The 25,440-nt window shown below is 70.3% G+C and carries 23 protein-coding genes; 9 read left to right on the top strand and 14 right to left on the bottom strand.

Annotation, left to right across the window (positions count from 1 at the left end; translation table 11 throughout):
* The first annotated feature begins 2 nt into the window (after window positions 1-2).
* Window positions 3-386 (top strand): DUF6314 family protein, encoded by a 384-nt coding sequence (locus CRP55_RS19940; RefSeq protein WP_218854639.1) that lies wholly within the window; start codon window positions 3-5, stop codon window positions 384-386.
* Here the strand turns inward: CRP55_RS19940 and CRP55_RS19935 are convergent.
* From CRP55_RS19935 to CRP55_RS19920, 4 genes are read right to left on the bottom strand one after another with little or no spacing between them, the layout of a single operon-like run.
* Window positions 368-1,111: a hypothetical protein gene (locus CRP55_RS19935; protein ID WP_218854638.1), complete on the bottom strand. Its 744-nt coding sequence runs from the start codon at window positions 1,109-1,111 to the stop codon at window positions 368-370. The two genes, CRP55_RS19940 and CRP55_RS19935, sit on opposite strands and share 19 nt — an antisense overlap.
* Entirely contained in the window at window positions 1,108-1,743 is a 636-nt protein-coding gene (locus tag CRP55_RS19930; protein WP_097321617.1) for an SDR family NAD(P)-dependent oxidoreductase, read from the bottom strand. The genes CRP55_RS19935 and CRP55_RS19930 overlap by 4 nt, the downstream gene beginning before the upstream one ends.
* Window positions 1,740-2,786 carry an NAD(P)-dependent alcohol dehydrogenase gene (locus CRP55_RS19925; protein WP_097321616.1) on the bottom strand — a complete coding sequence of 349 codons (1,047 nt, stop codon included), beginning with the start codon at window positions 2,784-2,786 and terminating at the stop codon, window positions 1,740-1,742. The genes CRP55_RS19930 and CRP55_RS19925 overlap by 4 nt, the downstream gene beginning before the upstream one ends.
* A gap of 36 nt (window positions 2,787-2,822) precedes the next feature.
* On the bottom strand, window positions 2,823-3,845 hold the full coding sequence (locus CRP55_RS19920; protein ID WP_097321615.1) for a zinc-dependent alcohol dehydrogenase family protein: 1,023 nt from the start codon (window positions 3,843-3,845) through the stop codon (window positions 2,823-2,825).
* Between the two features lie 101 nt (window positions 3,846-3,946).
* Between CRP55_RS19920 and CRP55_RS19915 the strand changes: the two genes are divergently transcribed.
* Entirely contained in the window at window positions 3,947-4,813 is an 867-nt protein-coding gene (locus tag CRP55_RS19915; RefSeq protein ID WP_097321614.1) for a helix-turn-helix transcriptional regulator, read from the top strand.
* 209 nt (window positions 4,814-5,022) lie between these two features.
* Complete coding sequence (locus CRP55_RS19910; RefSeq protein WP_097321613.1) at window positions 5,023-5,739, top strand: hypothetical protein; 717 nt, start codon at window positions 5,023-5,025, stop codon at window positions 5,737-5,739.
* Window positions 5,740-6,083: 344 nt separating this feature from the next.
* On the opposite strand, the gene CRP55_RS19905 is transcribed toward CRP55_RS19910, so the two are convergent.
* A complete protein-coding gene (locus CRP55_RS19905; RefSeq protein ID WP_097321612.1) occupies window positions 6,084-6,899 on the bottom strand; it encodes an RNA polymerase sigma factor SigF in 816 nt (271 codons plus the stop codon).
* Window positions 6,900-7,099: 200 nt separating this feature from the next.
* Here CRP55_RS19905 and CRP55_RS19900 point away from each other — a divergent pair, with 200 nt between their 5' ends.
* Window positions 7,100-11,116, top strand: coding sequence for a SpoIIE family protein phosphatase (locus CRP55_RS19900; protein WP_097321611.1), 4,017 nt, complete (start codon window positions 7,100-7,102; stop codon window positions 11,114-11,116).
* Window positions 11,113-11,412 (top strand): STAS domain-containing protein, encoded by a 300-nt coding sequence (locus tag CRP55_RS55705; protein ID WP_097321610.1) that lies wholly within the window; start codon window positions 11,113-11,115, stop codon window positions 11,410-11,412. The genes CRP55_RS19900 and CRP55_RS55705 overlap by 4 nt, the downstream gene beginning before the upstream one ends.
* Here the strand turns inward: CRP55_RS55705 and CRP55_RS19890 are convergent.
* Window positions 11,393-11,770, bottom strand: coding sequence for an ATP-binding protein (locus CRP55_RS19890; RefSeq protein ID WP_179855256.1), 378 nt, complete (start codon window positions 11,768-11,770; stop codon window positions 11,393-11,395). The genes CRP55_RS55705 and CRP55_RS19890 overlap by 20 nt on opposite strands.
* 51 nt (window positions 11,771-11,821) lie before the next feature.
* Here CRP55_RS19890 and CRP55_RS19885 point away from each other — a divergent pair, with 51 nt between their 5' ends.
* Window positions 11,822-12,148: an STAS domain-containing protein gene (locus CRP55_RS19885; RefSeq protein ID WP_179855255.1), complete on the top strand. Its 327-nt coding sequence runs from the start codon at window positions 11,822-11,824 to the stop codon at window positions 12,146-12,148.
* A 37-nt stretch (window positions 12,149-12,185) separates the two neighbouring features.
* On the opposite strand, the gene CRP55_RS19880 is transcribed toward CRP55_RS19885, so the two are convergent.
* Entirely contained in the window at window positions 12,186-12,542 is a 357-nt protein-coding gene (locus tag CRP55_RS19880) for an STAS domain-containing protein (RefSeq protein ID WP_097321607.1), read from the bottom strand.
* Between the two features lie 233 nt (window positions 12,543-12,775).
* Here CRP55_RS19880 and CRP55_RS19875 point away from each other — a divergent pair, with 233 nt between their 5' ends.
* Window positions 12,776-13,720, top strand: coding sequence for a DUF808 domain-containing protein (locus CRP55_RS19875; protein WP_097321606.1), 945 nt, complete (start codon window positions 12,776-12,778; stop codon window positions 13,718-13,720).
* Here the strand turns inward: CRP55_RS19875 and CRP55_RS19870 are convergent.
* Window positions 13,671-14,369: an HAD family hydrolase gene (locus tag CRP55_RS19870; RefSeq protein ID WP_097321605.1), complete on the bottom strand. Its 699-nt coding sequence runs from the start codon at window positions 14,367-14,369 to the stop codon at window positions 13,671-13,673. The genes CRP55_RS19875 and CRP55_RS19870 overlap by 50 nt on opposite strands.
* Window positions 14,366-16,273 (bottom strand): potassium transporter Kup, encoded by a 1,908-nt coding sequence (locus CRP55_RS19865; protein ID WP_218854637.1) that lies wholly within the window; start codon window positions 16,271-16,273, stop codon window positions 14,366-14,368. Before CRP55_RS19865 ends, CRP55_RS19870 begins: the two co-directional genes overlap by 4 nt.
* A 151-nt stretch (window positions 16,274-16,424) precedes the next feature.
* On the opposite strand from CRP55_RS19865, the gene CRP55_RS19860 reads away from it, so the two are divergent.
* A complete protein-coding gene (locus CRP55_RS19860; protein WP_179855254.1) occupies window positions 16,425-17,747 on the top strand; it encodes a DNA topoisomerase IB in 1,323 nt (440 codons plus the stop codon).
* A 153-nt stretch (window positions 17,748-17,900) separates the two neighbouring features.
* Here the strand turns inward: CRP55_RS19860 and CRP55_RS53110 are convergent, their stop codons facing one another.
* Together CRP55_RS53110 and CRP55_RS19850 are read right to left on the bottom strand one after the other, a co-directional pair.
* Window positions 17,901-18,443, bottom strand: coding sequence for a DUF6114 domain-containing protein (locus CRP55_RS53110; protein WP_179855253.1), 543 nt, complete (start codon window positions 18,441-18,443; stop codon window positions 17,901-17,903).
* Between the two features lie 2 nt (window positions 18,444-18,445).
* Complete coding sequence (locus tag CRP55_RS19850) at window positions 18,446-19,075, bottom strand: DUF6230 family protein (RefSeq protein ID WP_097321602.1); 630 nt, start codon at window positions 19,073-19,075, stop codon at window positions 18,446-18,448.
* Window positions 19,076-19,306: 231 nt separating this feature from the next.
* Between CRP55_RS19850 and CRP55_RS19845 the strand changes: the two genes are divergently transcribed.
* A complete protein-coding gene (locus CRP55_RS19845) occupies window positions 19,307-19,975 on the top strand; it encodes a Tat pathway signal sequence domain protein (protein ID WP_097321601.1) in 669 nt (222 codons plus the stop codon).
* Between the two features lie 54 nt (window positions 19,976-20,029).
* On the opposite strand, the gene CRP55_RS19840 is transcribed toward CRP55_RS19845, so the two are convergent.
* The 3 genes from CRP55_RS19840 to CRP55_RS19830 are packed head-to-tail and all read right to left on the bottom strand — an operon-like array spanning window position 20,030 to window position 25,439.
* Window positions 20,030-21,022 (bottom strand): maleylpyruvate isomerase family mycothiol-dependent enzyme, encoded by a 993-nt coding sequence (locus tag CRP55_RS19840; protein ID WP_097321600.1) that lies wholly within the window; start codon window positions 21,020-21,022, stop codon window positions 20,030-20,032.
* Window positions 21,009-23,207, bottom strand: a complete 2,199-nt coding sequence (locus tag CRP55_RS19835) for a helix-turn-helix domain-containing protein (RefSeq protein ID WP_097321599.1) — start codon at window positions 23,205-23,207, stop codon at window positions 21,009-21,011. Before CRP55_RS19835 ends, CRP55_RS19840 begins: the two co-directional genes overlap by 14 nt.
* Before the next feature lie 9 nt (window positions 23,208-23,216).
* Window positions 23,217-25,439, bottom strand: coding sequence for a transglycosylase domain-containing protein (locus CRP55_RS19830; RefSeq protein ID WP_245923205.1), 2,223 nt, complete (start codon window positions 25,437-25,439; stop codon window positions 23,217-23,219).
* Window position 25,440 lies beyond the last annotated feature (1 nt).

Below are 25,440 nucleotides of genomic sequence, written 5' to 3'. Positions count from 1 at the left end.
GGGTGCACCGGCGCATCCTGGATCACCGGGCGGGCGTCGAGGGCTCGTTCGTCGGCACGGCCGAGTTCGGTGACGATCTGTCATATGAAGAGCAGGGCGATTTGACGTACGGCGATCATCGCGGCCCGGCGACGAGGTCGCTTCGCTATCACGACCGGGGCGACCGCCGCCTGGAGGTCACCTTCGCCGACGGCCGCCCGTTCTACCTGCTCGACCTCGGCGAAGGCGAAAGCGGCGACGCCTGGTCGGCCGAGCATCCGTGCGCCGCCGACACGTACGTCGTGGCCGGCCGCATCACCGGCCCGGACAGTTACACCGAGCATTGGCACGCGACCGGCCCCGCCAAGGACTACGAGCTCATCACGTCCTACGACAGATCCGGGTGAATCATCCAGACGTTCGGTTCCCAGTACGATCCGTGATCCTTCTCCCGATCGATACGCACGGTGGCCAGCCCGTCCGGGAACACATAGTCACCGCTGTCCGGGAAGACCAGCCCGGTCCAGCTCTCCCACTCCCCGACCGTCCCGGTGATCAGCATCGACTCGGGCAGCGGCGCCCCGACCCGCGCCCCGAGCCGCTCGTGCACCCGCATCCACGGGTCGAGCAGCTGCCCGTCGGCCCGCCGCCACTGCACGTACCGCTCGATCGGGGCCAGCGGATAGCGTTCTTTCCACGAGGGCCGCACCGGCGCCACGAGATGCGTGAGCCCTTGCCGCCCCGCGATCACGCGCATGGCTCCGAGGAGCTCCGCCGCCAGCCCGCGCCGCCGCCCGTCACGCGGAGTCTCGGCGGCCAGCGCACAGAGCGTGTTCACCGGCTGCCCGGCCCGGGTCCGTACGAAACTCTGCTCGATCGCCGCGTCGATCCCACCCGGCAGCGTCGCGTCGTCCCCGTCCCACCACAGCGGCCCGGTGTGCCCTTCCGCCACGACGTCGTCGTTCTCGTCGACGAGGAAGAACTGGTAGTCGGCGAGCTCCTCGTCGAGGTGCCCCCACCACTGGTTGAGCCGGTCCCCGTGCAGGTTGTACTCCGGCCACACGTCCGCCGACGGAATGCCCTTGCCGGCCAGTTCGGGCCGCTCGGCGACGGTGTACATCCGGTACGTCACGACGCGAAGACCCGGAACTCGCCGCGGTCGCTGTGCATCCGCCACAGCTTCTCCGCGAGACCCTCGGTCTGGCCCGGCTCGATCGCCCCCGGGATGATCAGCTGCCCGACGTGCACGCCTTCGGCGCTCAGGGTCTCATGGAGCATTTGGCCGTACGCACCCTCGCCCGCGAAAGCGATCGACGTGCCACCGACCTTCGGGTTGGGCCGGGCCCCGCTGCCGCCGTTGACGAACAGGATCGAGCCGCGGCCGAGCTGCCGCATCCCCGGCAGCACCTGGTTGACCGCGGTCATCGGGCCGGCGATGGAGAACTCGACCGCCTCCCGCATCTCCTCGACGCTCGTCTCGAGCACCGGCTTGAGGAACTGCCGCTGCGGCAGCGGGCTGTACTGGAGCACCTCGATCGGCCCGAGGTCGTTCGCCGCCCGCTCCAGAGCCCAGCTCAGCGCTTCCGCGTTGAGCACGTCGGCGGCGTACCCCCGGGAATTGACGCCTTTGAGTTCGGAACCCAGCTTGTCGAGACGGTCCTGACGGCGGGCGAGGAGCGCGACGTGGAAGCCCTCGGCGCCGAAGCGGCGAGCGACGGCCGCGCCGAGCCCCTCTCCGGCGCCGACTATGGCGAGTGTGGTCATGCCCTAAGAGTGTCGATGTCGATGACGAACCGGTAGCGGACATCGGACTTCAGGACCCGCTCGTACGCCTCGTTGACCTCATCGGCGCCGATCAGCTCGATCTCCGGCGCGATACCCTGCTCGGCGCAGAAGTCGAGCATCTCCTGGGTCTCGGCGATGCTGCCGATGCTGGAGCCGGCGAACGAGCGACGGTTGTTGAACAGGCTGAACACCTGCACCGGCAGCGGCTCGGGCGGGGCGCCGACGCTGACCAGCGTGCCGCCGAGGCGCAGCAGACCCAGGTGGGCGGCCATGTCGATCGGGGCGCTGACCGTGTTGACGATCAGGTCGAAGCGGTTGGCCAGGGCCTCGAACGTGGCCGGGTCGCTGGTCGCGTAGTAGTCCTGGGCGCCGAACGCGAGCCCGTCGTCCTTCTTGCTGAGCGTCTGCGACAGCACGGTGACCTCGGCGCCCATCGCGGCCGCGATCTTCACGGCCATGTGGCCAAGGCCGCCGAGGCCGACCACGGCGACCTTCTTGCCGGGCCCGGCGTTCCAGTGCGCCAGCGGCGAGTACGTGGTGATGCCCGCGCACAGCAGCGGCGCCGCCTTCTCGTACGGGATCGACTCGGGCACGCGCAGCACGAAGTCCTCGTCCACGACGACGTGCGTGGAGTAGCCGCCCTGGGTGATGGTGCCGTCCCGGTCGACGGCGGCGTAGGTGCCGGTGTTGCCGGCCAGACAGTACTGCTCCTGCCCGGCCTGGCAGTTCTCGCACTCGCGGCACGAGTTGACCATGCAGCCGACCCCGACCCGGGCACCCTTGTCGAACCGCGTGACCTCGGCGCCGGTCTCCGCCACCACGCCGACGATCTCGTGGCCGACGGTCAGCGGGTACGGCACCTCGCCCCACTCGCCGCGCACGGTGTGGATGTCGGAGTGGCAGATCCCGGCGTACCGGATCTCGATCAGAATGTCCTTCGGCCCCAGGTCCCGCCGCTCGACCGTGGTGCGGACCAGCGGCTCGGTGGCGGAGGGGGCGGCGATGGCGTTGACGGTGAGAATGACGTGCTCCTTCAGTTGCTTCGGCAGGCAATATTGTCAGGGACGCAGCAGGGCCTTCACAGCGCGCCGCTCGTCCATCGCCTGGTACCCCTCGGCGGCCCGCTCCAACGGAAGATCAAGGTCGAAAACCTTGCCCGGCTCGATCACGCGGTTACCGATCAGGTCCATCAGGTGGGGCAGGAATCGGCGTACGGGCGCCGGCCCGCCCTGAAGTTTCACCAGCGACCAGAACAGGTCCATGCCGTCGAGGCTCACGTCGTGGCTCACCCCGACGAAACCGACGTTGCCGCCGGGCCGGGTGGAGCGGATCGCCTGCATCATCGACTCCTGCGTGCCGACCGCCTCGATCACCGAGTGCGCGCCGATCCCGCCGGTCATCTCCTTGATCCGGGCGATGCCCTCGTCGCCGCGCTCGGTGACGATGTCGGTCGCCCCGAACTCCAGAGCCAGCTTCTGCCGGTCGGCGTGCCGGCTCATCGCGATGATCCGCTCCGCCCCGAGCTGCCTGGCCGCGAGCACGCCCAGCAGCCCGACCGCGCCGTCACCGACCACGGCAACGGTCTTGCCCGGTCCCGCTTCGGCCGCCACCGCGGCGAACCAGCCGGTGCCCAGCACGTCCGAGGCGGCCAGGTAGCTGGGAATCAGGTCGGCCGGCGGCATCTCCGGCGTGGCCACCAGCGTCCCGTCGGCCAGCGGCACCCGCAGATATTCGGCCTGCGACCCCAGCGACCCCATCCCGACGCGGTGCAGGCAGGCACTCTGATAGCCGGCCCGGCAGTTCTCACAGGTGTTGTCCGAGGCCCAGAACGACCCGACGACGAACTGCCCCTTCGTGAGGTTCTTGACGTCGCCACCGACCTCTTCGACGACGCCCACATATTCGTGTCCCATCGGCGACGGCTGGTGGACGGGCTGGATTCCCCGGTACGGCCACAGGTCCGACCCACAGACGCAGGCGGCACTGACCCGGATGATCGCGTCGGTCGGCTGCTCGATCCGCGGATCCGGCCGCTCCTGCACCCGGACGTCGCCCGGGCTGTACAAAATCGCTCCTCGCATGCTTCCAGGCAACCAGCCCGGCTCCTTCTGCGGGAGTTTCTGTCGAAGGGTGTACCGCCAGTACATCCCACTCCGGCGCGGCGCGTCCTACCGTCGAAAGTGTGAACAACCGAGTCGAAGTGCACGAGTTCCTCACCTCGCGCCGGGCGAAGATCACGCCCGAGCAGGCCGGGATCCCGTCCGCCGGGCAGCGGCGCGTGCCCGGGCTGCGGCGCAGCGAGGTCGCGGCGCTGGCCGGGATGAGCGTCGAGTACTACGCCAAGCTCGAACGTGGTTCATTGGCCGGGGTCTCGGCCGGCGTGCTCGAGGCGATCGCCCGCGCCCTGCAACTCGACGACGCCGAGCGCGCCCACCTCATGCACCTGGCCCAGGAGGCCAACGGCAGCGGCGCCCTGCTGCGCCCGAGCCGCCGCCGTTCCCCGGCGGCCGCGGTCCGCCCCAGCCTGCAGTGGTCGCTCGACACCATCACCGCCCCCGCGATCGTCGTCAACCACCGCGCCGACCTGATCGCCGCCAACCATCTGGGCAAGGCCATGCACAGCGACTTGTACGCCGACCCGGCCACCCAGCCCAATTTCGCCCGCTTCACGTTCCTGGACAGCGCGGCCCGCCGCTTCTACCCCGACTGGTCCCTGTTCGCCGACATGACCGTCGCCAACTTGCGCACCGCCGCCGGCGTCGACCCTCACGACAAGGCCATGCACGACCTGGTGGGCGAACTCTCCACCCGAAGCGACGAGTTCCGCCGCCGCTGGGGCTCCCACAACGTCCGCCTGCACGGCACCGGCGTCAAACACTTCCACCACCACGTGGTCGGCGACCTCGACCTGGCCTACGAGACGATGGCCCTGGTAGCCGACCCCACGCTGCGCATGACCATCTACGCCGCCGAGCCGGACTCCCCCACAGCCCACGCCCTGACTCTGCTGGCTTCCTGGGCCGCCACCACGTCCCTGCAGCCCCGCTGATCAGTCTTCAGCCACGTCTTTCAGGATCGCGCTGTCGTCCTCCCGGAGCGTCCCGTCGGCGTCGACCTCGGGATGCACCTCTCGCAGGTGCGCCGCCATCTCGTCATCCGGCACTTCCCGCTTCTCAGGCGGACACAGATTGCACGTAGCCATGCCCCTCACTCTTGCCACCCGAGGCGCCGCGCAAACCGCCGCCCTAGGGTGATGCCGTGGTCAACGTCCTGTCGCTGGAGCCGTGGTTGTTCTATACCGGGTTCGGCATCCACCGCATGCGGATCTTCGTGGACGGCGTCGACGTGGTGACGACGGCGTACGGCCCCGGCGGCTTCTTCGGACAGGCGGTAACCGGGTTCACTCCGTCGCGCCTGCTCGGCCCGGATGGACTCGCCGCGTCGGCGCACGCGCGCGACGTCCCGGTGGGCGGCTCCAGCACGACCGAGGATCAGCTCACTGTCCAGATCTGTCAGGTCGGCGCGACGGTGATCTGGGACCACTGGCAAATGACGGACATGGGAAAGTTGGTCAAAAACGGACAGGACGTAGGGCTGCCCACGTTCCGATTCGACGCGGGCGCCTACGCCTCCGAACTGACCCGGGCCCAGGCACGAACCGATCGCAAGTGGCCGGCACGCTCAGTGGCGGAACGGCTCACCCTCATGCTGCGCGACAACGAGACCGGCACCATGTGGATACGTCGGGTGACCGGCGTCCACGCCCCGGAAAATCGCCCCGCCGTGATCGAGGTCAGCTACTACGCCCGCGACATGAGCGGTCTCCGCTACGCCATGCCAGGCCACTACATCGTGACCTTCCCCGTGGACGCCTCCGCCGACCCCCACCAGCAGGCCGAAGCCATAGCCCACCGAGTCAGCCACGAAGACCTGAAACCGATCTCGCTCCATAGGCCCCGACGGCGCCGCACCTGACCCGCCCCACAAACCCGCGCAACCGGCCTGGAATTGCCGACCAGCCCACCACTCAGCAGGCCCGCGTGACCGGCTCCCCCACCGGCACCCCAGGCGCGGACGCGAACCTCTCCCCGCGCCAAGCGCGAGGTGACCGCCCACCTCTCGTACACCCAAAGCAGCGAATGACCCCCGCCTGGCCGTCACCGAAAACCCGGCAAGGTTGAGGGCCGGGTGTGGCCGACCCAGACATCAAGCGCTCCTCAGCCAGTCAGGGTCGGCCACACCCGGCCCTCAACCGTCCACCGTGAGAAGACAACGGCCCGCATCCCCCGATTTCGGGACGCGGGCCGCGGAAGGACGGATCAGAGAACGTCAGCCGACAGCTGCTTGCGGAGCTTGGCCAGCGCCTTGGTCAGCAGCCGCGACACGTGCATCTGGGAGATGCCGACCTGCTCGGCGATCTGCGACTGGGTCAGGTTGCCGTAGAAGCGCAGCGTAAGGATCTTCTGCTCCCGCTCGTCCAGCGTCGCCAGCGCCGGCCCCAGGGCCGCCCGCGTCTCCGCCAGCTCGAACTCGCTGTCCTCACCCCCGAGGGTGTCACCCAGTTCGGTGGTGCCGTCCGCCGAGACCGGTGTCGACAGCGACGTCGCGTTGTACGCGCGCGCTCCCTCCAGGCCTTCCAGGACGTCTTCCTCGGTCACGTTCAGGTGGGCGGCGATGTCGGCCACCGTCGGCGCCCGGCCCAGCGTATGGGTCAGCGTGTTGTTGGCCTCGGTGATCGCCAGCCGCAGCTCCTGCAGGCGGCGCGGCACCCGCACCGACCACGTGCGGTCGCGGAAGTGGCGCTTGATCTCGCCGATGATGGTCGGGATGGCGTAGCCCGCGAAGTCGACGCCGCGGTCGGCGTCGAAGCGGTCCACCGCCTTGATCAGGCCGACCGTCGCGGTCTGTACCAGGTCGTCGGTGGGCTCGCCGCGGCCGCTGTAGCGCTGGGCGAGGTGACGGGCCAGCGGCAGCCAGGCCTCGATCGCCCGGTCGCGCAGGGCCGCGCGGGACGGGTGACCGACCGGCATCGCGGCCATCGCCGTGATCAGCTCGCTGGCGCCGTCGGCGTTGGTCTCGGGGGCCGGGACCGTGCCGGCGTCGGCGGTACGGGCCGAAGCGGTGATGACTGCCATGAACCGAGCTCCTCTCCTGCGTGGCCGGCCTTCCGTGTACCGGCGCAGGCCACCAATTCCCTCGATCACCATTCGGCCAAACTCATCTTTTCAGGTGACAACTCGCGACGAACGGGTAGGACGGGTCGGCCGGATGGCGGATAAGCCGGCGTGGGTATGTTTGCTGAGCTGCAAGTACGGACCGGGGAGACTTCGAGGCGATGAGCAACGCGTCGGCGGCTGAGGTGTTCGCCGGTGGTGGTGAGGTCGGTCACGACCTGGCCGCCGTGGAGTGGGAGTCGACCCCGCTGGGTGCACCGGGGCAGTGGCCGCAGAGTCTGCGCACCGCGGTCAGCATCCTGCTGTCCTCACGCTTTCCGATGTGGATGGCGTGGGGTCCCGAGCTGACCTTCTTCTGCAACGCCGCCTATCGGCGCGACACCCTGGGCCGCAAATATCCGTGGGCGCTGGGCCGCCCGGCCAGTGAGGTGTGGGCCGAGATCTGGGACGACATCGGCCCGCGCATCGAGACCGTGCTCTCCACCGGCCAGGCGACCTGGGACGAGGCGCTGCTGCTGTTCGTGGAGCGCTCCGGATATCCGGAGGAGAGCTACCACACCTTCTCCTACAGCCCGCTGCGCGACGACGACGGCGACCTGGTCGGCATGCTCTGCGTGGTCAGTGAGGTGACCGAGCGGGTCATCGGCGAGCGCCGGATGGCCACGCTGCGCGACCTGGGCTCGGACCCGAGCGCCATCCGCACCGAGCAGCAGATGCTCACCTTCGCCGCCGCCCAGCTCGACCGCAACCGGCAGGATCTGCCGTTCACGCTGATCTATCTGTTCACCGAGGGCGGCGTCGAACTGGCCGCGGCCACCGGCGCCGAGCAGGAAGAACGGGAGTGGCCGACGGCGGCGGTGACCCGCGGGGAAACGCAACAGATAGGCCAGGCCCTGCTCGTTCCGCTGCTGCAACAGGGCGGTTCCCCGTACGGATTCATGGTCGCCGGCCTCAACGAGTTCCGTGCCCTCGACGACGGCTACCGCGGCTTCATCGAGCTGGCGGCCGGTCACGTCGCCGCCGGCATCGCCAGCGCCCGCAGTTATGAGGCGCAGCAGCGCCGGGCCGAGGAGCTGGCCGAGCTCGACCGGGCCAAGACCGCGTTCTTCTCCAACATCAGCCACGAGTTCCGCACCCCGCTGACCCTGATCATGGGCCCGGTCGAGGATCTGCTCGACCGTGGACCGGACGGGCAGACGCGGGCCGAGCTCGACGTCATCCAGCGCAACGCGCTGCGCCTGGGCAAGCTGGTCAACACGCTGCTCGACTTCTCGCGCATCGAGGCCGGCCGCATGCAGGCCCGCTACGAGCCGGCCGACCTGGCCACGGCCACGGCCGAGCTGGCCAGCGTCTTCCAGTCGGCCGTGGAGCGGGCCGGCCTAACCTACAAGGTGGACTGCCCGCCGCTGGCCCAGCCGGTCTTCCTCGACCGGGGCATGTGGGAGAAGATCGTCCTCAACCTGCTCAGCAACGCCCTGAAGTTCACCTTCACCGGCGGCATCAGCGTCACGGTGCGGGCCGAGGGCGACGCGGCCGTCGTCACCGTCGCCGACACCGGGGCCGGGGTGCCCGAGGCGGAGATCCCGCGGCTGTTCGAGCGTTTCCACCGCATCGACAACACGCAGTCGCGCTCCAACGAGGGCAGCGGCATCGGCCTGGCCCTGGTCAAGGAGCTGGTCGAGCTGCACGGCGGCACGATCACCGCGGACAGCACCCTCGGCGAGGGCACCACGTTCACCATCCGGCTGCGCTTCGGGGCCGAGCATCTGCCGCCTGACGCCATCGTGCCGGTCGGCAAGGCCGCCGACTGGAAGGCCGGCGCCGGCCCGTACGTCCAAGAGGCTCTGCGCTGGTTGCCCGGCGACGAGAACGGTGACGAGAACGGTGGTGAGAACGCGGTCAGGACGGCGCCGACGAAGGCCCGGCTGCTGGTCGCCGACGACAACGCGGACATGCGTGACTACCTGACCCGGCTGCTGCGCTCGGCCGGGCATGCGGTGGAGGCCGTCGGCGACGGCCAGGCCGCGCTCGAGGCGGCCCGGGTGCACAACCCCGACCTGATCGTCAGCGACGTCATGATGCCCCGGCTGGACGGCCTCCAGCTCGTGGCGGCGTTGCGCGCCGATCCGCGGACCGCCGGCACCCCCGTACTGCTGCTGTCGGCCCGGGCCGGTCAGGAGGCCTCCATCGAGGGCCTGGAGGCCGGCGCCGACGACTATCTGGTGAAGCCTTTCTCCTCGGCGGAGCTGCTCGCCCGCGTACGGGCGAATGTCGAATTGGCCCGTCTGCGAAATCACCACGCCCGCTGGCGGACCGCCCTGATCGACTCGTTGCAGGAGGCGTTCTTCGTCTGTGACGAGGACGGCGCCGTCATCGAGATCAACTCCACTTTCACCGACATTCTGGGGTACGGGCCGGAAGGGCTCCCCTATCCGCCGGTGCACCCCTGGTGGCCCGACCAGGAGTCCGATCCCGACGGCTACCAGCAGGTGGCCGCGGCGTTCGCCCTGCTCGTGGACAAGACGCACGGCTCGTACACGATCCCGGTCTCGCATCGCGACGGGCACGTGCTGTGGGTGGCGGCCTCGTTCAACCAGGTGCGCGACCCCGACTCGGGCCGGCGCGTCATCGTCGGCACGTTCCGCGACGTCACCGCCGAGCATTACGCGGTGCAGCGGGAGAGCGCCCTGGCCGCGCTGAGCGTGCGCCTCACCGAGGCCGACAGCCTGCCCGGGGCGCTGAGCAGCGTGCTTCGGGACCTTCGCGACCTCTGGCAGGCGACGCAGGTCTACGCGGCCGTCTTCACCGGCGACAGCACTCCGGCGGTGACCACGACCGACGGCGGGCCCCGCTGGGACGAGCTTCCCGGCCACCAACGTCAAATTCTTGCTTCGGTACGGGATGAAGCACTGCTCACGCCCGTCGCCGAGCGCACCGGGGGCGCCGGCATCTCGCTGGAGCACCCCAACGGCACCATGGCCCTGTGGGTGCAGCTGGCCGAGAACCGGCCGTTCACCGAGCAGGACCAGACCCTGCTGGCGCTGCTGGCCGGCCGCCTCGGCCAGGGCCTGCACCGCATCCACCAGATCGACCAGCAGCGCGAGACCGCCCTCGCCCTGCAACGGGCCATCCTCGGCCCGGCCCAGCTGCCCGCCGGTTTCGCCGTGCGCTACTCCCCGGCGACGCGGCCGCTGAAGGTCGGCGGCGACTGGTACGACACGGTCGCCCTGCCCGACGAGCGGATCGGCATCGTGGTCGGCGACTGCGTCGGTCACGGACTGCAGGCGGCCACCGTCATGGGCCAGCTCCGCAGCGCCTGCCGCGCCCTGCTGCTGCAGAACACCGATCCCGCCCAGACGCTGACGGCCCTCGACCGTTTCGCCGTGCAACTGCCGGGCGCCATGTGCGCCACGGTCTTCTGCGGGGTCCTCGATCCGGTCACCGGCGATTTGGCGTACGCCAGCGCGGGGCACCCACCCGCCGTCGTCACCCACCCGGACGGCACGCTCGACCTGCTCGACCAGGGCCGCTCCCGGCCGCTCGGCGTGCACAACCCGTCCGGGCGCCCCGAGGCGCACTACACCGTGCCCAGCCGGGCTACCCTGCTGCTCTACACCGACGGCCTGGTCGAGCGCCGCCGGCTGCCGCTGACCGACGGCATCGGGCGGGTCGCCGTCACCGTCCAGCAGGGACGCGGCGCCTCGATCGAGGACCTGGCCACGGAGGTGATGGAGAGCATGACCCCCGACGGCGGATACGACGACGACGTGGCCCTGCTGCTCTACCGGCAGCCCGGCCCGCTGGAGCTGGACTTCCCGGCCGAGTCGACACGCCTGGCCCCGGTCCGCTCGGCGCTGCGGGGCTGGCTGGCCCGCGCCGGCATCGACCCCACCACCGCGCAGAACGTGCTGGTGGCGGCCGGTGAGGCCTGCGCCAACGCGATCGAGCACGGCCACCGGCACGGCCCGGCCGGCCGGATCCGGCTGATCGCCACGGCGACCGCCGACTATCTGCGGCTGACCGTCACCGACAGCGGCCGCTGGAAGACACCACGGCCCGCCGAGAACCCGCACCGGGGACGTGGCCTGACCCTGATGCGGGCGCTGATGACCGAAGTGACCGTCACGACCGGCGCCGCCGGCACCGTCGTCGGCCTGCAAGCGAGGATCCCGCAATGAGCACCGAACTGACATTCGCCACCGTCCAGGACCCGGACGGCGCGACCGTCCTGTCGGCCGCCGGCGAGATCGACATGAGCAACGCGGCCGAGTTCTCGGCCGCGCTCGACGGCGCCCTGGCCGAGGCCGGCGACGCCCCGGTGGTGGTCGACCTGACGAAGGTGGACTACATCGACAGCGCGGGCCTGGCCGTGGTCTTCCCGCACATCGACCGGGTCCGCCTGGTCGCCTCGGAGGTGCTGGCCCCGGTGCTGACGGTGGTCGGCCTGGACGATGTCATGACGGTCCGGGCTTGACCGGCAGCCGCGCCCACACCACCTTGCCGTCCGCGGTGAGCCGGCTCCCCCAGTCGTCGCTGACCGCGTCGACGAGCAGCATGCCCCGCCCACCGAGCCGCCGCGGGTCGGGCCCGAGCAGCCGCGGCAGGTCGCGGCTGCTGTCGAACACCTCGACGAGCACGTCGCCGTCGGCGCTCAGCGCCACCTCACCACCGTCACCGGTGTGCTGCACGACGTTCTGCACCAGCTCGGTCATCACCAGCAGCGTGTCCTCGACCACCTCTCCGTCCTGCCGGGAGACCAGCCACCGGTGAGCCGCATGCCGCAGTGACGCGCTGTCGGTCCCATGATCAAAGGGAAGCCGCAACGCCTGCATGACCCGGCTCTGTACCCACCGCGCCCCCGGACACACCACGGAAAGCCGAAGATGACCGAGATCAATACCCAGGTGCTGCCCGGCCCGACAGTCCGCGTCTTCGTCACCGGCGAGATCGACCTGTCCTCCACGGCCCGCCTGACCACAGCCCTGACCGCCGCCGTGGACCGCCCGGGCGCGGTGGGGGTGGAGGTCGACTTCGCGGGCGTCACCTTCTGCGACTCCACCGCCATAGCCGTCTTGGAGAGCGCCTGGGCCACCGCTTCCGCCCGCGCCCTGCCGTTCCGCCTGATCCGCATCCGCCCACAAGTGGCCCACATCCTCGCCATCGTCGGCGTCCTGGACGCCTTCACCGGCACCGGCCAGCCGCAGGCCTGAGTCGCGCCGGAGGCGCCCCGAGCCTCGCGGTGGGCCGTCAGACCGACACGTGGAACATGTCGGTGACGCCGCAGATCTCGAGCACCTGCTGGATCTGCGGGCGGATGTGCTGGATCTCCAGGCGGCTGCCGAGCCGGTCGGCGTTGGTGTGGCAGTGCAGCAGCGCGTGGATGCCGGCCGAGCCGAGGAAGGTCACCTCGCCCATGTCGATCACCAGGTTGCGCGGCTGCTCCCGCTGGAGCACGCCGTCGAGGAACTGCCGCACCTGAGCCGCGTTGTCCATGTCGATCTCACCGGCCAAGGCGACCACGGCGTCGACGTCTCGCACAGCCATGACGAGCGGCGCCAGGTCGTCCTGAGGATATCGACCTTCATATTCATGAAGGAAAGACATGGCACAACCCCTCAGCTGGCTCTTCCCGATCTCACTGACCGCTTCGTGCTGACCGCCACCGAACGACGGTGCCGAGAGGAGAGCCTGGCTAGGAGGCCGCAGAACCCGACGCAATACGGATAGCCCACTCTACCCCGCTGCCCTCACTTCGAGGCCAGTGACATGACACGCAGCTTTTTGGGGAACAATGAGCGCGCACTCACTCAGCCCTCGTTGTGGAAGGACTGTTTTCCTTGGCCGGAGGACTCGTAGCCCTGCTGGACGACGTGGCGGTGCTGGCTCGCGCCGCCGCCGCCTCCATCGACGACGTCGGCGCCGCCGCGGCGAAAGCCGGCGCCAAGGCCGCGGGTGTCGTCATCGACGACGCCGCCGTCACCCCGCAATACGTGCGGGGCCTGGCCGCCGAGCGTGAGCTGCCGATCATCAAGCGCATCGCGCTCGGATCGCTGCGCAACAAGTTCCTCATCATCCTGCCCGCGATCCTGCTGCTCAGCCAGTTCGTGCCGTGGCTGCTCACCCCGATCCTGATGCTCGGCGGCGCCTACCTCTGCTTCGAGGGCGCGGAAAAGGTCTGGGCGAAGGTCGCCCACCACGACGCGCACGGCGACGACGACACCGCCAAGGACGAGAAGTCGCTGATCTCCGGCGCCGTGCGCACCGACCTGATCCTGTCGGCCGAGATCATGGTCATCACCCTGAACGAGGTCATCGACGAGCCGTTCTGGAGCCGCCTGGCCATCCTGGCCGTGGTCGCCCTCATCATGACCGTGCTGGTCTACGGCGCGGTCGGCCTCATCGTGAAGATGGACGACGCCGGACTGCGCCTCTCGCAGCTGCCCGGCGCGATCGCCGGTTTCGGCCGCGGCCTGGTCAACGCCATGCCCAAGGTCCTCACCGCGCTGACCGTGATCGGCACCGCCGCCATGCTCTGGGTCGGCGGCCACATCATCCTGGTCGGCACCGACGAGCTCGGCCTGCATTTCCTCTACGAGTTCGTGCACCACATGGAGGAGGCGGCACACGACGCCACCGGCGCCCTCGGCGGCGTCGTCGGCTGGCTCGTCAACACGGTGGCCAGCGCGATCCTCGGCCTGATCGTCGGCGCCCTCATCGTCGTGGTCGTCACCTTCACCCTGCACCGCCGTAAGAAGACCGAACCGGCTCCAGCCGAGCACTGATCGCACCGACCACCTCGGGAAACGTATCCACCGAGGTGGTCACGAAGCGCGGGTCGAACTCGTCGAGGCGCCGCACGCCGCTCTGCAGGCAGGCGACGAACCGGATGCCCGCTCCCCCGGCGGCCACCGCGTCGCCCGGCGAGTCACCCACGTACACGCACTGGCCGGGCCGCAGGCCGGTCTCGGCCAGCAGTTCGTCGAACACCCGCGGATCCGGCTTGCGGAAACGGGTGTTCCCCTGGTGGTACGCCCCGGTCACCCGGCCCGCGAGCACATGATCGGGCTCCAGCAGGTGGCGCACCTCGGCCTCGGTGCGCGAGGTCAGCAGCATGACCGTCCGCCCCTGCTCGACCAGCCGGTCCAGCGCCGCGAGGTTCTCCGGCGGGATGACGTCGAGGCGCCCGTCGGCCAGATACCGCTGGTGCAGGATCGGGAACAGCTCCGCGAACCGCTCCAGGTCCACTCCCGGCGACCGCCGCGGCATGGCGTCCAGCAGCGTCTCGCCCCAGGTCGCCAGGTGCACCTCACGTGACATGGCCGGACGTCCCAGGCGGGCCAGGACCTCGTTCTCCAACTCGTACGAGGCGGCCTCGGTCAGGCACAACGTGTCGTCCACGTCCACGATCACTGCTTTGATCAAATCGCTCATACCTCGATGTGAGAGCCCATGATGACCGTGCGGTCGCGGGGCAGGCTGAAGTACTCGGCCGCGTCGGCGGTGATGTAGGACGTGGCCACGAACAGGCGCTTGCGCCAGGTGGCCATGGTCGGCGTACGGCCGATGCGCAGCTCGATCTTCGACAGGAAGTACGAGGCCTGATCCAGCTGAAGCTCGCCCTCGGTGGTGCCCGGCTCCAGCAGGCGCAGCGCGGCCGGCACGTCCGGGGTCTCCATGTAGCCGAAGCGGGCGATCACGTGCACGATGCCGTCGTCGGCGTAGCCCAGGTCGTCGATGGTGATCCGGTTCTCCTCGGCCACCCGCGGAATCGGCTGCGTCTCCAGCGACATGATGATGACGTGCTCGTGGCGGACGTGGTTGTGCTCCACGTTGGCCCGCATGGCCAGCGGGGCGGTCAGCTTGCCCCGGTTGAGGAAGACCGCCGTGCCGGGCACGGTCTGCGTCTTCGACCGGTTCTCGTGCAGGTCGGCGATGAACTCCTTGAGCGAGCCCTCACGCCGGTTGCGCTCGGCCGTGACGATGCGCCGGCCGGCCTGCCACGTGGTCATCAGCGTGAACGCGGTCAGCGCGATCAGCAGCGGCAGCCACGCGCCGTGCGCCAGCTTGGTCAGGTTGGCCCCGACGAAGAGCAGGTCGACGGCCAGCAGTACGGCGGCGCCGGCACCGATGAGCCATCGGGGCGCCAGGCCGCGCGTGCCGGCCACGTAGAAGAACAGCAGCGTGGTGATGGTGATCGTGCCGGTGGCGGCCATGCCGTACGCATAAGCAAGCGCCGCCGAGCTGCGAAACGCGAAGACCAGCGTGAGCACTGTGACCATCAGCAGCCAGTTGATCCACGGCACGTAGATCTGCCCGACCGACGACTCCGACGTGTGCGCGATCCGCAGCCGCGGCAGATAGCCCAGCTGCGCCGCCTGTGACGCCACCGAGTACGCCCCGGTGATCACCGCCTGCGAGGCGATGACGGTCGCCGCGGTGGCCAGCAGCACCAGGGGAAGCCGGCCCCACTCGGGTACGAGCAGGAAGAACGGGCTGCTGATGTTGTCCGGGTCCTCGAGCACGAGGGCGCCCTGGCCCAGATAGCTGAGGGTGAGGGCGGGCAGCACGAGGAACAGCCAGCCGCGCGTGATCGCCTTGCGCCCGAAGTGGCCCATGTCCGCGTACAGGGCTTCGGCGCCGGTCACGGCGAGCACGATCGCGGCCAGCGCGAAGAAGGCGATGTGGAAATGCCCGGCGAGGAAGCCCATGGCGTACGTGGGTGACAGCGCCTTGAGGATCTCCGGGTTTTCGACGACGCCGCTCACCCCGAACCCGCCGATCACCGTGAACCACACGATCATGATCGGCCCGAAGACACGGCCGACGGCCGCGGTCCCCCGCCGCTGCACGAGGAAGAGCACGACGATGATGACGGCGGTGATCGGCACGACCGCCTCACCCAGCGACGGCTGAACCGTCTTGACCCCCTCGACCGCGGACAGCACCGAGATGGCCGGCGTGATCATGCTGTCGCCGAAGAACAGCGAGGCACCGAAGATGCCCAGCCCGGCCAGGATCACGGCCGCCTTGCGCCCTCGCTGGGCGGCGCTGCGGCGCAGCAGGGCGATGAGGGCCATGATGCCGCCCTCGCCGTCGTTGTCGATGCGCAGAGCCAGCAGCACGTAGGTGACGGTCACGATGATCATCACAGACCAGAAGATCAGCGACACCACGCCGTACACGTTGTGGTCGCTGACCGGCACCGGATGCGGATCCTCAGGATTGAAAACGGTCTGCAACGTGTAGATCGGGCTCGTCCCGATGTCGCCGAACACCACCCCGAGCGCGCCGACCACGATGGCAAGCCGCGCGCTGTCATGGGAATTAGCGGACACGGGGCGCTCCTCAGGACCGGCGATACCGAGCGCGACGATACCGGTCGCCCCCGCCCGCCCGACCAGAATCGTGACACCCCTCGCACCGCTTAGCCATCCTAGGAACCTGGGTTACTCCCGCTCGCGCTGCGCGCGAGCAACACTTCCGGTCGTGACCGACGATCACCCCCGCCCACCCGGCTACCGCCGCACGCAGGACGGCCCCGCAAACAGAGCCCGCTCAGCCACCACAGAAAGCGTGGCAAATCAGGCACCCACTGCCGGCCCGACCGCTGCAAACGGCTCGGCCAACGCCAGCAGCTCAGCCGACGCGGGCGGCTCGGCCGGCGCGGGCGGCTCAGCGGGCGCGGGCAGCTCAGCCGAAGCGGGCGGCTCAGCGCGCGATCCAGCGGGCGCGGGCGGCTCAGCGCGCGGCCCAGCGGGCGCGGGCGGTTCAGCGCGCGGCTCGGCGGGCGCGGGCGGCTCAGCGGGCGCGGGCAGCTCGGCACGGGCTGTCGGCTACACGGACGACGACGGGCGGCCCGTCACCGACGCCGCCACTCTCGCGCGGATCCGGGCGCTGAAGCTGCCGCCCGGCTGGCACGACGTCTGGGTCGCGGCCGACCCCGAGGCGAAGGTCCAAGCCGTAGGGACCGACGCCGCCGGCCGCACCCAGTACCGCTACAGCGCGGCCTGGACCGAAGCCCGCGCCTTCGACAAGTTCGCCCACCTGCCGGATTTCGCCGGCGCCCTGCCCCTGCTGCGCGACCACGTCGGCGCCGAGCTGGGCGTGAGCCCTCGCGGGCGCCGCGCACTCGACCGCGACCGGGTCCTCAGCATCGCCGCCCGCCTGCTCGATCTCGGCTTCTTCCGGGTCGGTTCCGAGCGTTACGCCCGCGACAACGACACGTACGGCCTGACGACCCTGCACCGCGACCACGTCCGGGTCACCAAGGACGCCGTGCACTTCGACTACATCGCCAAGGAGCACAAGCACCGCGTGGTCGAGGTGACCGATCCCGCCGTCGCCGCCTGGGTGCGCCGCCTGATCGCCCGCGACGACTCCGGCCCCGAGTTCCTGGCCTGGCAGCGGGCGGACGGCGCCTGGCAGCCGGTGCACAGCGCCCACGTCAACGCCTACATCCACACGCACACCGGCATAGACGCCACCGCCAAGCAATTCCGCACCTGGGCCGGCACCGTCCTGGCCGCCGCGGCCCTGGGCGGCGCCCGCCACGACCAAAAGGCAAAATCGACGACCTTGGCTGCCGTACGCGCTACCAGCGCCCTCCTGGGCAACACCCCCGCCGTGGCCCGCACCTCCTACATCCACCCCGCCGTACTGACCGCCTACGAACAGGGCCGCACCATCGCCCCCGCCATCACCGAGGCCGCAACCCGCCTGAACGACGACCGCCTCCCCGTGGTGTGGCGCGACCCAGCCGTACAGTCGGCGGCCGCCGCCCTGATCACCGCCGACCCCACGTTCCCCTGAGAGACATCGCCGATCCGGGTGGGCGGCCGAGCGGTGGAAGTGGGCTCCGCGATGGCGACCGCGCCACCGGGCGGCTGAAGGCTGGTCCGCGATCGCGCCCCCACCGGCGCTCCCGACCCAACCCCGTCCGGCGAAGAGCGCCGGGCCGGCAGTTCACCCGACTCGGCGGTGCCTACGGGTGGGGACGGAATCCCCGGCCGATGTGGGCCGGGCTTCGACCGGCGGGGCGGGAGCCGGCCCGGAGGGGCCGCCGGCTTGCGCGGCCTCGCTCCAGGTGCCGACGTCCTCGGCTGTCGTGGTGGAGGGTTCGGACGGCGTGGGCTGCTCCTCAGTCGGCGTTTCCGGGTTTTCGGGGCGGGGGTTCCAGGCGAAGGCCAGGGCGCTGCCGATCAGGCCGAGGAGCATGCCCAGGATGAAGCCGCCCAGGTTGGAGGTCAGCCACGAGCTCAGGCTCAGGGCCGCGGCGACCAGCGAGTAGAACAGGCGCTGGGCCGGGCTGAAGATCAGCAGGATGCCGCACAGCAGCAGGACCATCGGCACCAGGAGGCCGGCCAGGCCCTGCATCCCTACGTGGATGATGACCGGCAGCGGCGCCTTGACCGAGATGAGGATCTCGGCGCCGGCCAGGGTGACGAGCAGGCCGCCCCAGAAGGGGCGGGCGTGCCGCCATCGGGAGAAGGAGGAGCGCCCGCCCATCGTCAGCAACCGTCGCCGGTGAAGGCCATGCGCAGGTGCGGCAGCGTGAACCGGGCCGCCGTGGTGGCGTAGTTGTTCTGCCGCAGGTTCGCGATGGCCACGGTGTCGGCCTGTTGGCCGAAAACGCCCTCGCCGCCGGTGATCTTTCCGCCGTTGCGCCGGTCGTTCACCTTGTCGAAGGTGCTCGCGTCCTGACCGATGTCGATGTTCTTGAAGTCGGCCTCACCGGAGATCTGATCCGAGTCGACGACCAGGCTGTCGGCCTTGACCGGGGTTCCGTTGTCGCCGGCGGTGATTTTCAAGTACATGCCGCCGAGCGAGACGCTCTGGCACAGTTTCGTCAGCTCGGCCTTGTCGATGGCCGAGACGATGACGACGACCTGGCCGCCGGTGTCGCCCGCGTTGGGGCTGTCCTCGATCATGGTGTCCAGGGCCGCGAACTGCTCGAACCCGGTTCCCTGGAGCTGGGTGGCGGTGACCGTGAACGGCATTCCGGAGATCGAGAAGTTCGCCGCCAGCACGCCCTCCGCGGTCAGCGCCACCAGCCCGGCGGCCATCGCCGCGGTGATGCCGAACATCGCGCCGAAGCGCTTCCAGCTCGTTTCTCTCCTCGTTTTCGACCTTGTTCTCATCGGCAACTCCTAGATCGACAAATCGCGATTCAATATCGTCGAGCGTCAATGTCGATTGGCCGAAGTTACTCCCGGGTAGCGGACCGGTCAAGTCGAGCGGCCGGGGATCGCAGGTCGTGCTTTGTTACGCCACGGTTGCCTTGACGTTACGTACAACCGAGGTCTATAAACCGACAAGTCGAGCGTCAACGTCGGTACCTGCGCTAATCCGAACCTTTGAGGAGAGAAGCCATGCGCGCGTACCGAACCATCATCGTGATCACCGCGGTCGCGGCCTCCGTGGGCCTGGGCGCCACCCCGGCCCTGGCCGACGCCCCGGCCGTGCTCACCGTCGGAGAGGCCGGGGGCACCGCCGTCGCCGTCGGCGACCTGCTGACCGCCTCGGTCGCCACCGGCACCACGGCCGACTTCACCACGACCGCCGGCGGCACCACCGGCATCAAGTGCGCCGAGTCCGCCTTCACGGCCACCGTCGTCGACAACCCGGAGGCGCCCGGCGTCGCCACCGAGTCGGTCACCTCGCACACCTTCGCCACCTGCACCGCGAACATCTTCGGCGTCACCCGCGTGAACAGCGTGACGGTGAACAACACGCCGTTCGCCACCACCGTCGACAGCGCCACCGGCGCCGTCACCGTGAGCGGCACCGACACCGCCCCCATCCAGACCACGCTGAGCCTGGGCACCATCCTCGGCTCGGTCACCTGCGTCTACCGCGCCGACGGCAACGCCATCACCGGCGTGTCGGCCAACGAGGACAACTCGATCACGTTCACCCAGCAGGCCTTCACCAAGGCGTCGGGCCCGATCACCTGCCCCGGAGCCGGCTTCTTCACCGCCCGATACGCCCCGGTCCTGGACAGCACCGTCGAGGGCACCCCCGCCGTCTTCACCAACTGACGGGGAACATCCCCCGCTCGCCGGGCACCCGAAATGCGCCCGGCGAGCGGCCCCTCAACTCCACTTCACGGTCGCCCTTGCACGCCACACGTCCAGCGCGCCCAAATCGCCTTCGGCGGTGAGCTTCTCCGGCCCGATCCGGTTCCACAGCAGCAGATAGAGATCGGCCGCCGTTCCCGACAGGGCCAGCGTGGCCGGCCCGGCGCCGTCGCTCACGTGCAGCCCACCGCCATCCATGCGAACGGTCCAGGCCGCCTCGACGTCAGTGGCCGACAGAGCGATCGCCACCGGCGGCTCGCAGGTGAGCCGCTCGGGCCGCCGCGCGAAGAACCCCCGCAACAACTCCTCGACCCCGTCCACCGCGAACGCAGCCCGCCCGACCGCAGCCCCCGCCCTCCCTTGGGGGCCCCCGTCCTGCCCCATTGTGACGAAAAAGCCCGAGATCATGTCGGTGCCCTGTGGACGGCCCGCGGCCTGTGGATAACCTGCCCGGCCACTCGGACCGGTGCGCCTCCCAGCCGCAGACTCGACGTCAGCGCGACGGACCGCCGCAGACTCGACGTCAGCGCGACGAACCACCGCGGACTCGACGTCAGCGCGACGGACCACCGCGGACTCGACGTCAGCGCGACGGACCACCGCCGACTCGACGTCGGCGCGATGGACCGCCGTCTCGTGTGCCTGGCGGCGTGTCCAGAAAGCCAGCGGCGACGGCGCCGGCAGGAAGCTCCAGCACGCGAGCGCGGGATCGGCCCCGGTGAGCGTGCCGACCAGTGCGCTGTGCCCTGAGCGGAACCAGTCGATCAGGGCATCGTCGCTCACGCTTTCGAAGAACCGGCTCTCCTCCTCGGGGCCGATCGGGCGCTCGCGACGCTCCGAGACGTGGGCCGCCGCCCACCGGTGGACGCCGCCGAGATGCAGCAGTACGTCGCGGACCCGCCAGCCGGGGCACGGTGGCACCACGGCATCGAGCCCGGCGCGCTCGGCGATGCCGGCCATGGCCTCCCCGTCGCCGCGGAGGAACTGGAGATGCTCATCGATGCGCATCCCGCGATGATGCCAGTGCGCGGTACACCTTTTCGATGCGGTCGCGGACCGGGCCGGGCTCCGTCACCTGCTCGCCGGCGCGGTCGCGCAGGGTTTCGAAGGCGGTCATGTCGGAGCGGGCCGCTTCCAGGTCGCCCAGTTCCACGTGGATGGCGGCCCGGCGGGTCAGGGCCCGGACCATGGCGCCCACGTTCTCGCCCTGGCGTTCGCGGAGCTCGATCTCGCGGGTGGCCGCGTCCAGGGCCTCGGGCCAGCGCTTGGCCGCCGCCTCGATGTCGGACAGCACCTGGTGGGCGGCGGCCTGCGCGAAGTCGGCGATGTGCTGGGGTGGGGCCGTGGCCGGGTCGGTCACGGTGGTGATGATCTCGCGGTAGAGGGTGGCTGCCTCGCCGGGCTCGCCCATGTCGGCCAGGATGTTCGCCCACATGAGCAGGCCGTTGGGGGCGCCTTCGCGGTCGCCGGCCTCGCGGAACTCGGCGACGGCGCGGCTGATCTGCGCCACGGCCTCGGGGCGGCGCTTCCGCAGTTGCAGCGACCACGCCACGTAGTAGCGCGCCCAGGCGACCTGGCGCAGGTCGCCGGCGCGCTCAGCGGCGTCCAGGGCGCGTCGGGCGTGCTCGAGCGCTTCCTCCACCCGGTGCTGCACGACGACGTACACCCAGACCAGATAGCCCTCGTGGACGGCGCGCAAGCGGTCGTCGCCGAGCCGGTCGGCGGCCGCGCACGACAGGGTGAAGACGTCCTCCCAGCCGGGCCAGGCGAACCAGCTGTCGGAGTACCAGTGCAGGGACTCGGCCACCTCGATGACACGCTCGTCGCCGGCCGTGCGGAGGGCGGCCAGCCAGTTCTCGGATTCGGCCTGCAGCCAGGCGCTCGCGCCGGCCGGTGTGGTGAACTCGACGATGTCGGTCGTGCCGGCTCGGCCGGGGCCGAAGTCGGGTTCGAAGTGCCGCCCGGCCACGATCGCGGTGTCGAGGAGCCAGTCGTCGCGGCGGGCGACGATGGCCGCGCGGTCGTTGGGGCCTTCTTCGCGGTCGAGCGCTTCCGACGCGTACAACCGGAGAAGGTCGTGGAACTCCAGACGCCCGTCGGGACGCTGTTGCAGCAGGCTGAGGTCGACCAGGTCGTCGAGGGCGTCCTCGGTGGTCAGCAGCGGCTCCTCGGCCAGCACGGCGGCCAGCTCTGGGCCGGTCGACGTGCCCGGCACGAGGGCGAGCCGCCGGAAGAGGCGCCGGGACGGGCCCGACAGCTGCTGGTACGACAGGTCGATGGCCGCCGTGACCTGGGGATCACCGGTGGCGAGGCGGGCGATGAGTTCGTCGGCCGCCCCTCTCAGAAGACGGTTGCCGGCGATGCGCAGCGCCAGCGGGACGTGCACGCAGAGATCCGCGATGCGCCGGAGTTGATCATGCGACGGGGAAGACGAAGGGGAAGGGGAGGCCGAGATGATGCTGTTCAGGAGGGCCACCGACTCGGCCTCGGGCAGGGGGCCCAGGCGGATCCGGTGGACGTCCTCGAGGCCGCTCAGGGAGCGGCGGCTGGTAACCAGGACTACGGCCGGGCCCTGCGACGGGAGCACCGGGCGGACGTGGCTCTCGCCGATCGCGTTGTCGAGGACGACGACCAGGCGCCGGCCGCGGATCAGGGTCTGCCACAGGGCCGAGGCCTCGTCGGCGTCCGGCGGCACCGAGCGGCGGCCCGGATCGACCGCTCGGATCAGCCGGTCCAGCACGGCCACCGCGGTCAGCGGTTCCTCGTCGAGCCCGCGCAGGTCGACGAAGAGCCGCTCGGGCCACGCCTGAGCGGCCCGGCCGGCGAACGTGGTCTTGCCGACGCCGGCGTCGCCGCTGATCACGACGACCGCGCCCGAGGACCAGGCCCGGACCTGGGCCAGCTCGGCCGCCCGGCCGGTGAAGTCGGCGACCTCACTGGGCAGTGGCAGCTGCGTGGCGGTGGCGCCGGTGCGGCCGGCCCGGGCGGCGGCGAGCAGGGCCTCCCGCTCGCCGCCGGTGAGGCCCAGGCCGTCGGCCAGGGCCGCCACCGTGCGGACACGCGGGCCCCGGCTGACCCCGCGCTCCATGTCGCTGATCGCCCGGTCGGTCACCCCGGACGCCTCGGCCAGCTGTTCCAGGGTCAGCCCGGCGCCGGTGCGCAGCCGGCGTATCAACTCCCCGAACGACTCCATGACCCTTTTCTAGCGGGTCGGCACCGGCTTCGTGCCGGGCTTGGTGGGCTTGGTGCCGGGCTGAGGCTTCGGTGGCGCGGGCGGGCGCTGCACGCCGATGACCTTGCGGCTCACCGCGGTCTTGAACTGGACCTTCGGCTTGCCCTTCATGTAGTCGTGCATGGTGTCGATGACCGCGGCGTTGACGAGGGCATGCGACATCCGGTCGGGGTGGTTCTGCCAGTCGGGGTCGACCATGTAACCGGCCACCACCATCGACGTGGTGCCCACGATCAGCGACGCCGTCTTGTCGTGGTCGGTGGTGCCGGTCTTGCCGAAGATCGGGTGCCCGATCTCGGAGCGGGCGCCGGGCGCGGTGCCGGAGGCGTTGCACTTGCCCATCTGGGCCGAGTCGCCGACCGGGCAGCGGGCCGCGTCCAGGGCCGCCCGGGCCACGTCCGGGCTGGTGGCCCGGTTGCAGGAGGGCTTGCCGACGTCGAGCTTCTCGTTGTGCCGGGTGGTGATCTGCTCGACCGGGGTCGGCGCGCAGTACATGCCGTCGCCGGCCAGGGTGGCGTACGCGTTCGCCATGTCCAGCGGCGTCGACGCGGAGACGCCGAGCGTGAAGGCGCCCCAGGTCCGGGCCGCCGCCGGCTGGGCGTACGCGGCGTCCTGCGAGTTGCGGAACTGCACGCCGAAGCGCTTGGCCACGGCCACGACCTTGTCCGCGCCGACCCGCTCCTCCAGCGGCACGAAGTACGTGTTGACCGACTTGCCGAAGCCGGACCACATGTCGAACACGCCCTTCTCGCTGGCCGACGCGTTGCGCGGGCACCAGTCGCTGGTGCCGGCGCAGGCGGACGGCGAGCCCTTGGCGACCGGGTAGTGAGAGTGGTACTGGGCCGGCGAGTCGATCGGGTAGCTCAGCGTGTAGCCCCGCTCCAGGGCGGCCACCATGGTGAACATCTTGAAGACCGAGCCCGCCTGGTAGCCGCCGATGTCACCGCCGCCGGTGATCAGCGGGTTGGTGGTGTTCGGGTACGAGGCCCGCACGCCCTTGGCCCGCAGCGCCGGGTCCGGCGAGAGCGGGTTGGCCGGCGCGTCCAGCTTGTAGCGCCGGTTGGCGGCCAGCACGCGCACCTTGCCGCTGCCCGGCTCGACGCCGGCCAGCAGGATCGCGTTGCGGCTGGTGTCGGCGATGTTCTGGCTGACCCGCTTGCGGGCCGCGTCCTGCGCTTTCGGGTCGAGGGTGGTGACCACGCGGTAGCCGCCGCTCTTCAGGCGCCGCTCACGTTCGTACGTCGTGGCTCCGAACGCCTCCTGGCCCATCCACCAGCGATAGAAATAGTCGCAGAAGAAGCCCCAGTTGTTCTTCGCGACCGAGACGCAGCCGTTGCCGACCGGCTTGGTCTTGCGCGGGATGGGCTCCTTCACCGCCTTGGCCGCCTCGGCCGCGGTGATCGAGCCGAGCTCCACCATGCCGGGGATGATGTAGTCGTTGCGCCGGTCCCGGATCTGGTCGTATCCGCTCGGGATGGTCGGGTTGAAGCTGGTCGGCGCCTTGACCATGCCGGCCAGCATCGCCGCCTCGCCGATCGTCAGGTCCTTGGGCCGCTTGTTGAAGTAGATCTGGCTGGCCGCGTAGACCCCGTACGCCTGGTTGCCGAACGGCGCGATGTTCAGGTAGCGCTCCAGGATCTGGTCCTTGGACAGCTCCTTCTCCACCTGCAGCGCGTACTTCATCTCGGTGATCTTGCGCTTCGGGGTGTCCTTGGTCGCGTTGACGACCTCCTGCGGGCTGGTCGCCGAGTAGGCCAGCGACAACCGCACGTACTGCATGGTCAGGGTCGAGGCGCCCTGCTGGGAGTTGCCGCCGGAGTTGCTGACGGCGGCCCGGGCGACGCCTTTGAGGTCGACGCCGTGGTGGTGGTAGAAGTTGCGGTCCTCGGCGGCGACGATCGCGTCGCGCATGTGCTTCGAGATGTCCTTGATCGGCACATCGCTGCGGAACTCGTCGTAGAACTGCGCGAGCGCGGTCTTGCCGTCGTTCGCGTAGATCCGGGTGATCTGCGGGGAGCTGAAGTCGCGAAGCTCACTGGGCAGGCTCGCGAAGCCCTGTTCGCCGGCCTTGGCGGCCAGGCCCGACACGGCCGCGGCGGGAAAGGCCGCCGCGGCCAGCACCAGGCCGCCGAGCAGGCCGCAGATGAGCAGGGTCGCGGCATTCGCGACGGGGTGGTGGTCGCGTTTACGCACG

This window comes from Paractinoplanes atraurantiacus (genome assembly GCF_900215205.1).
Classification (GTDB): domain Bacteria; phylum Actinomycetota; class Actinomycetes; order Mycobacteriales; family Micromonosporaceae; genus Actinoplanes; species Actinoplanes atraurantiacus.
The sequence above is the reverse complement of the archived record's forward strand: the minus strand, read 5'-3'. Positions and strand labels throughout refer to the sequence as shown.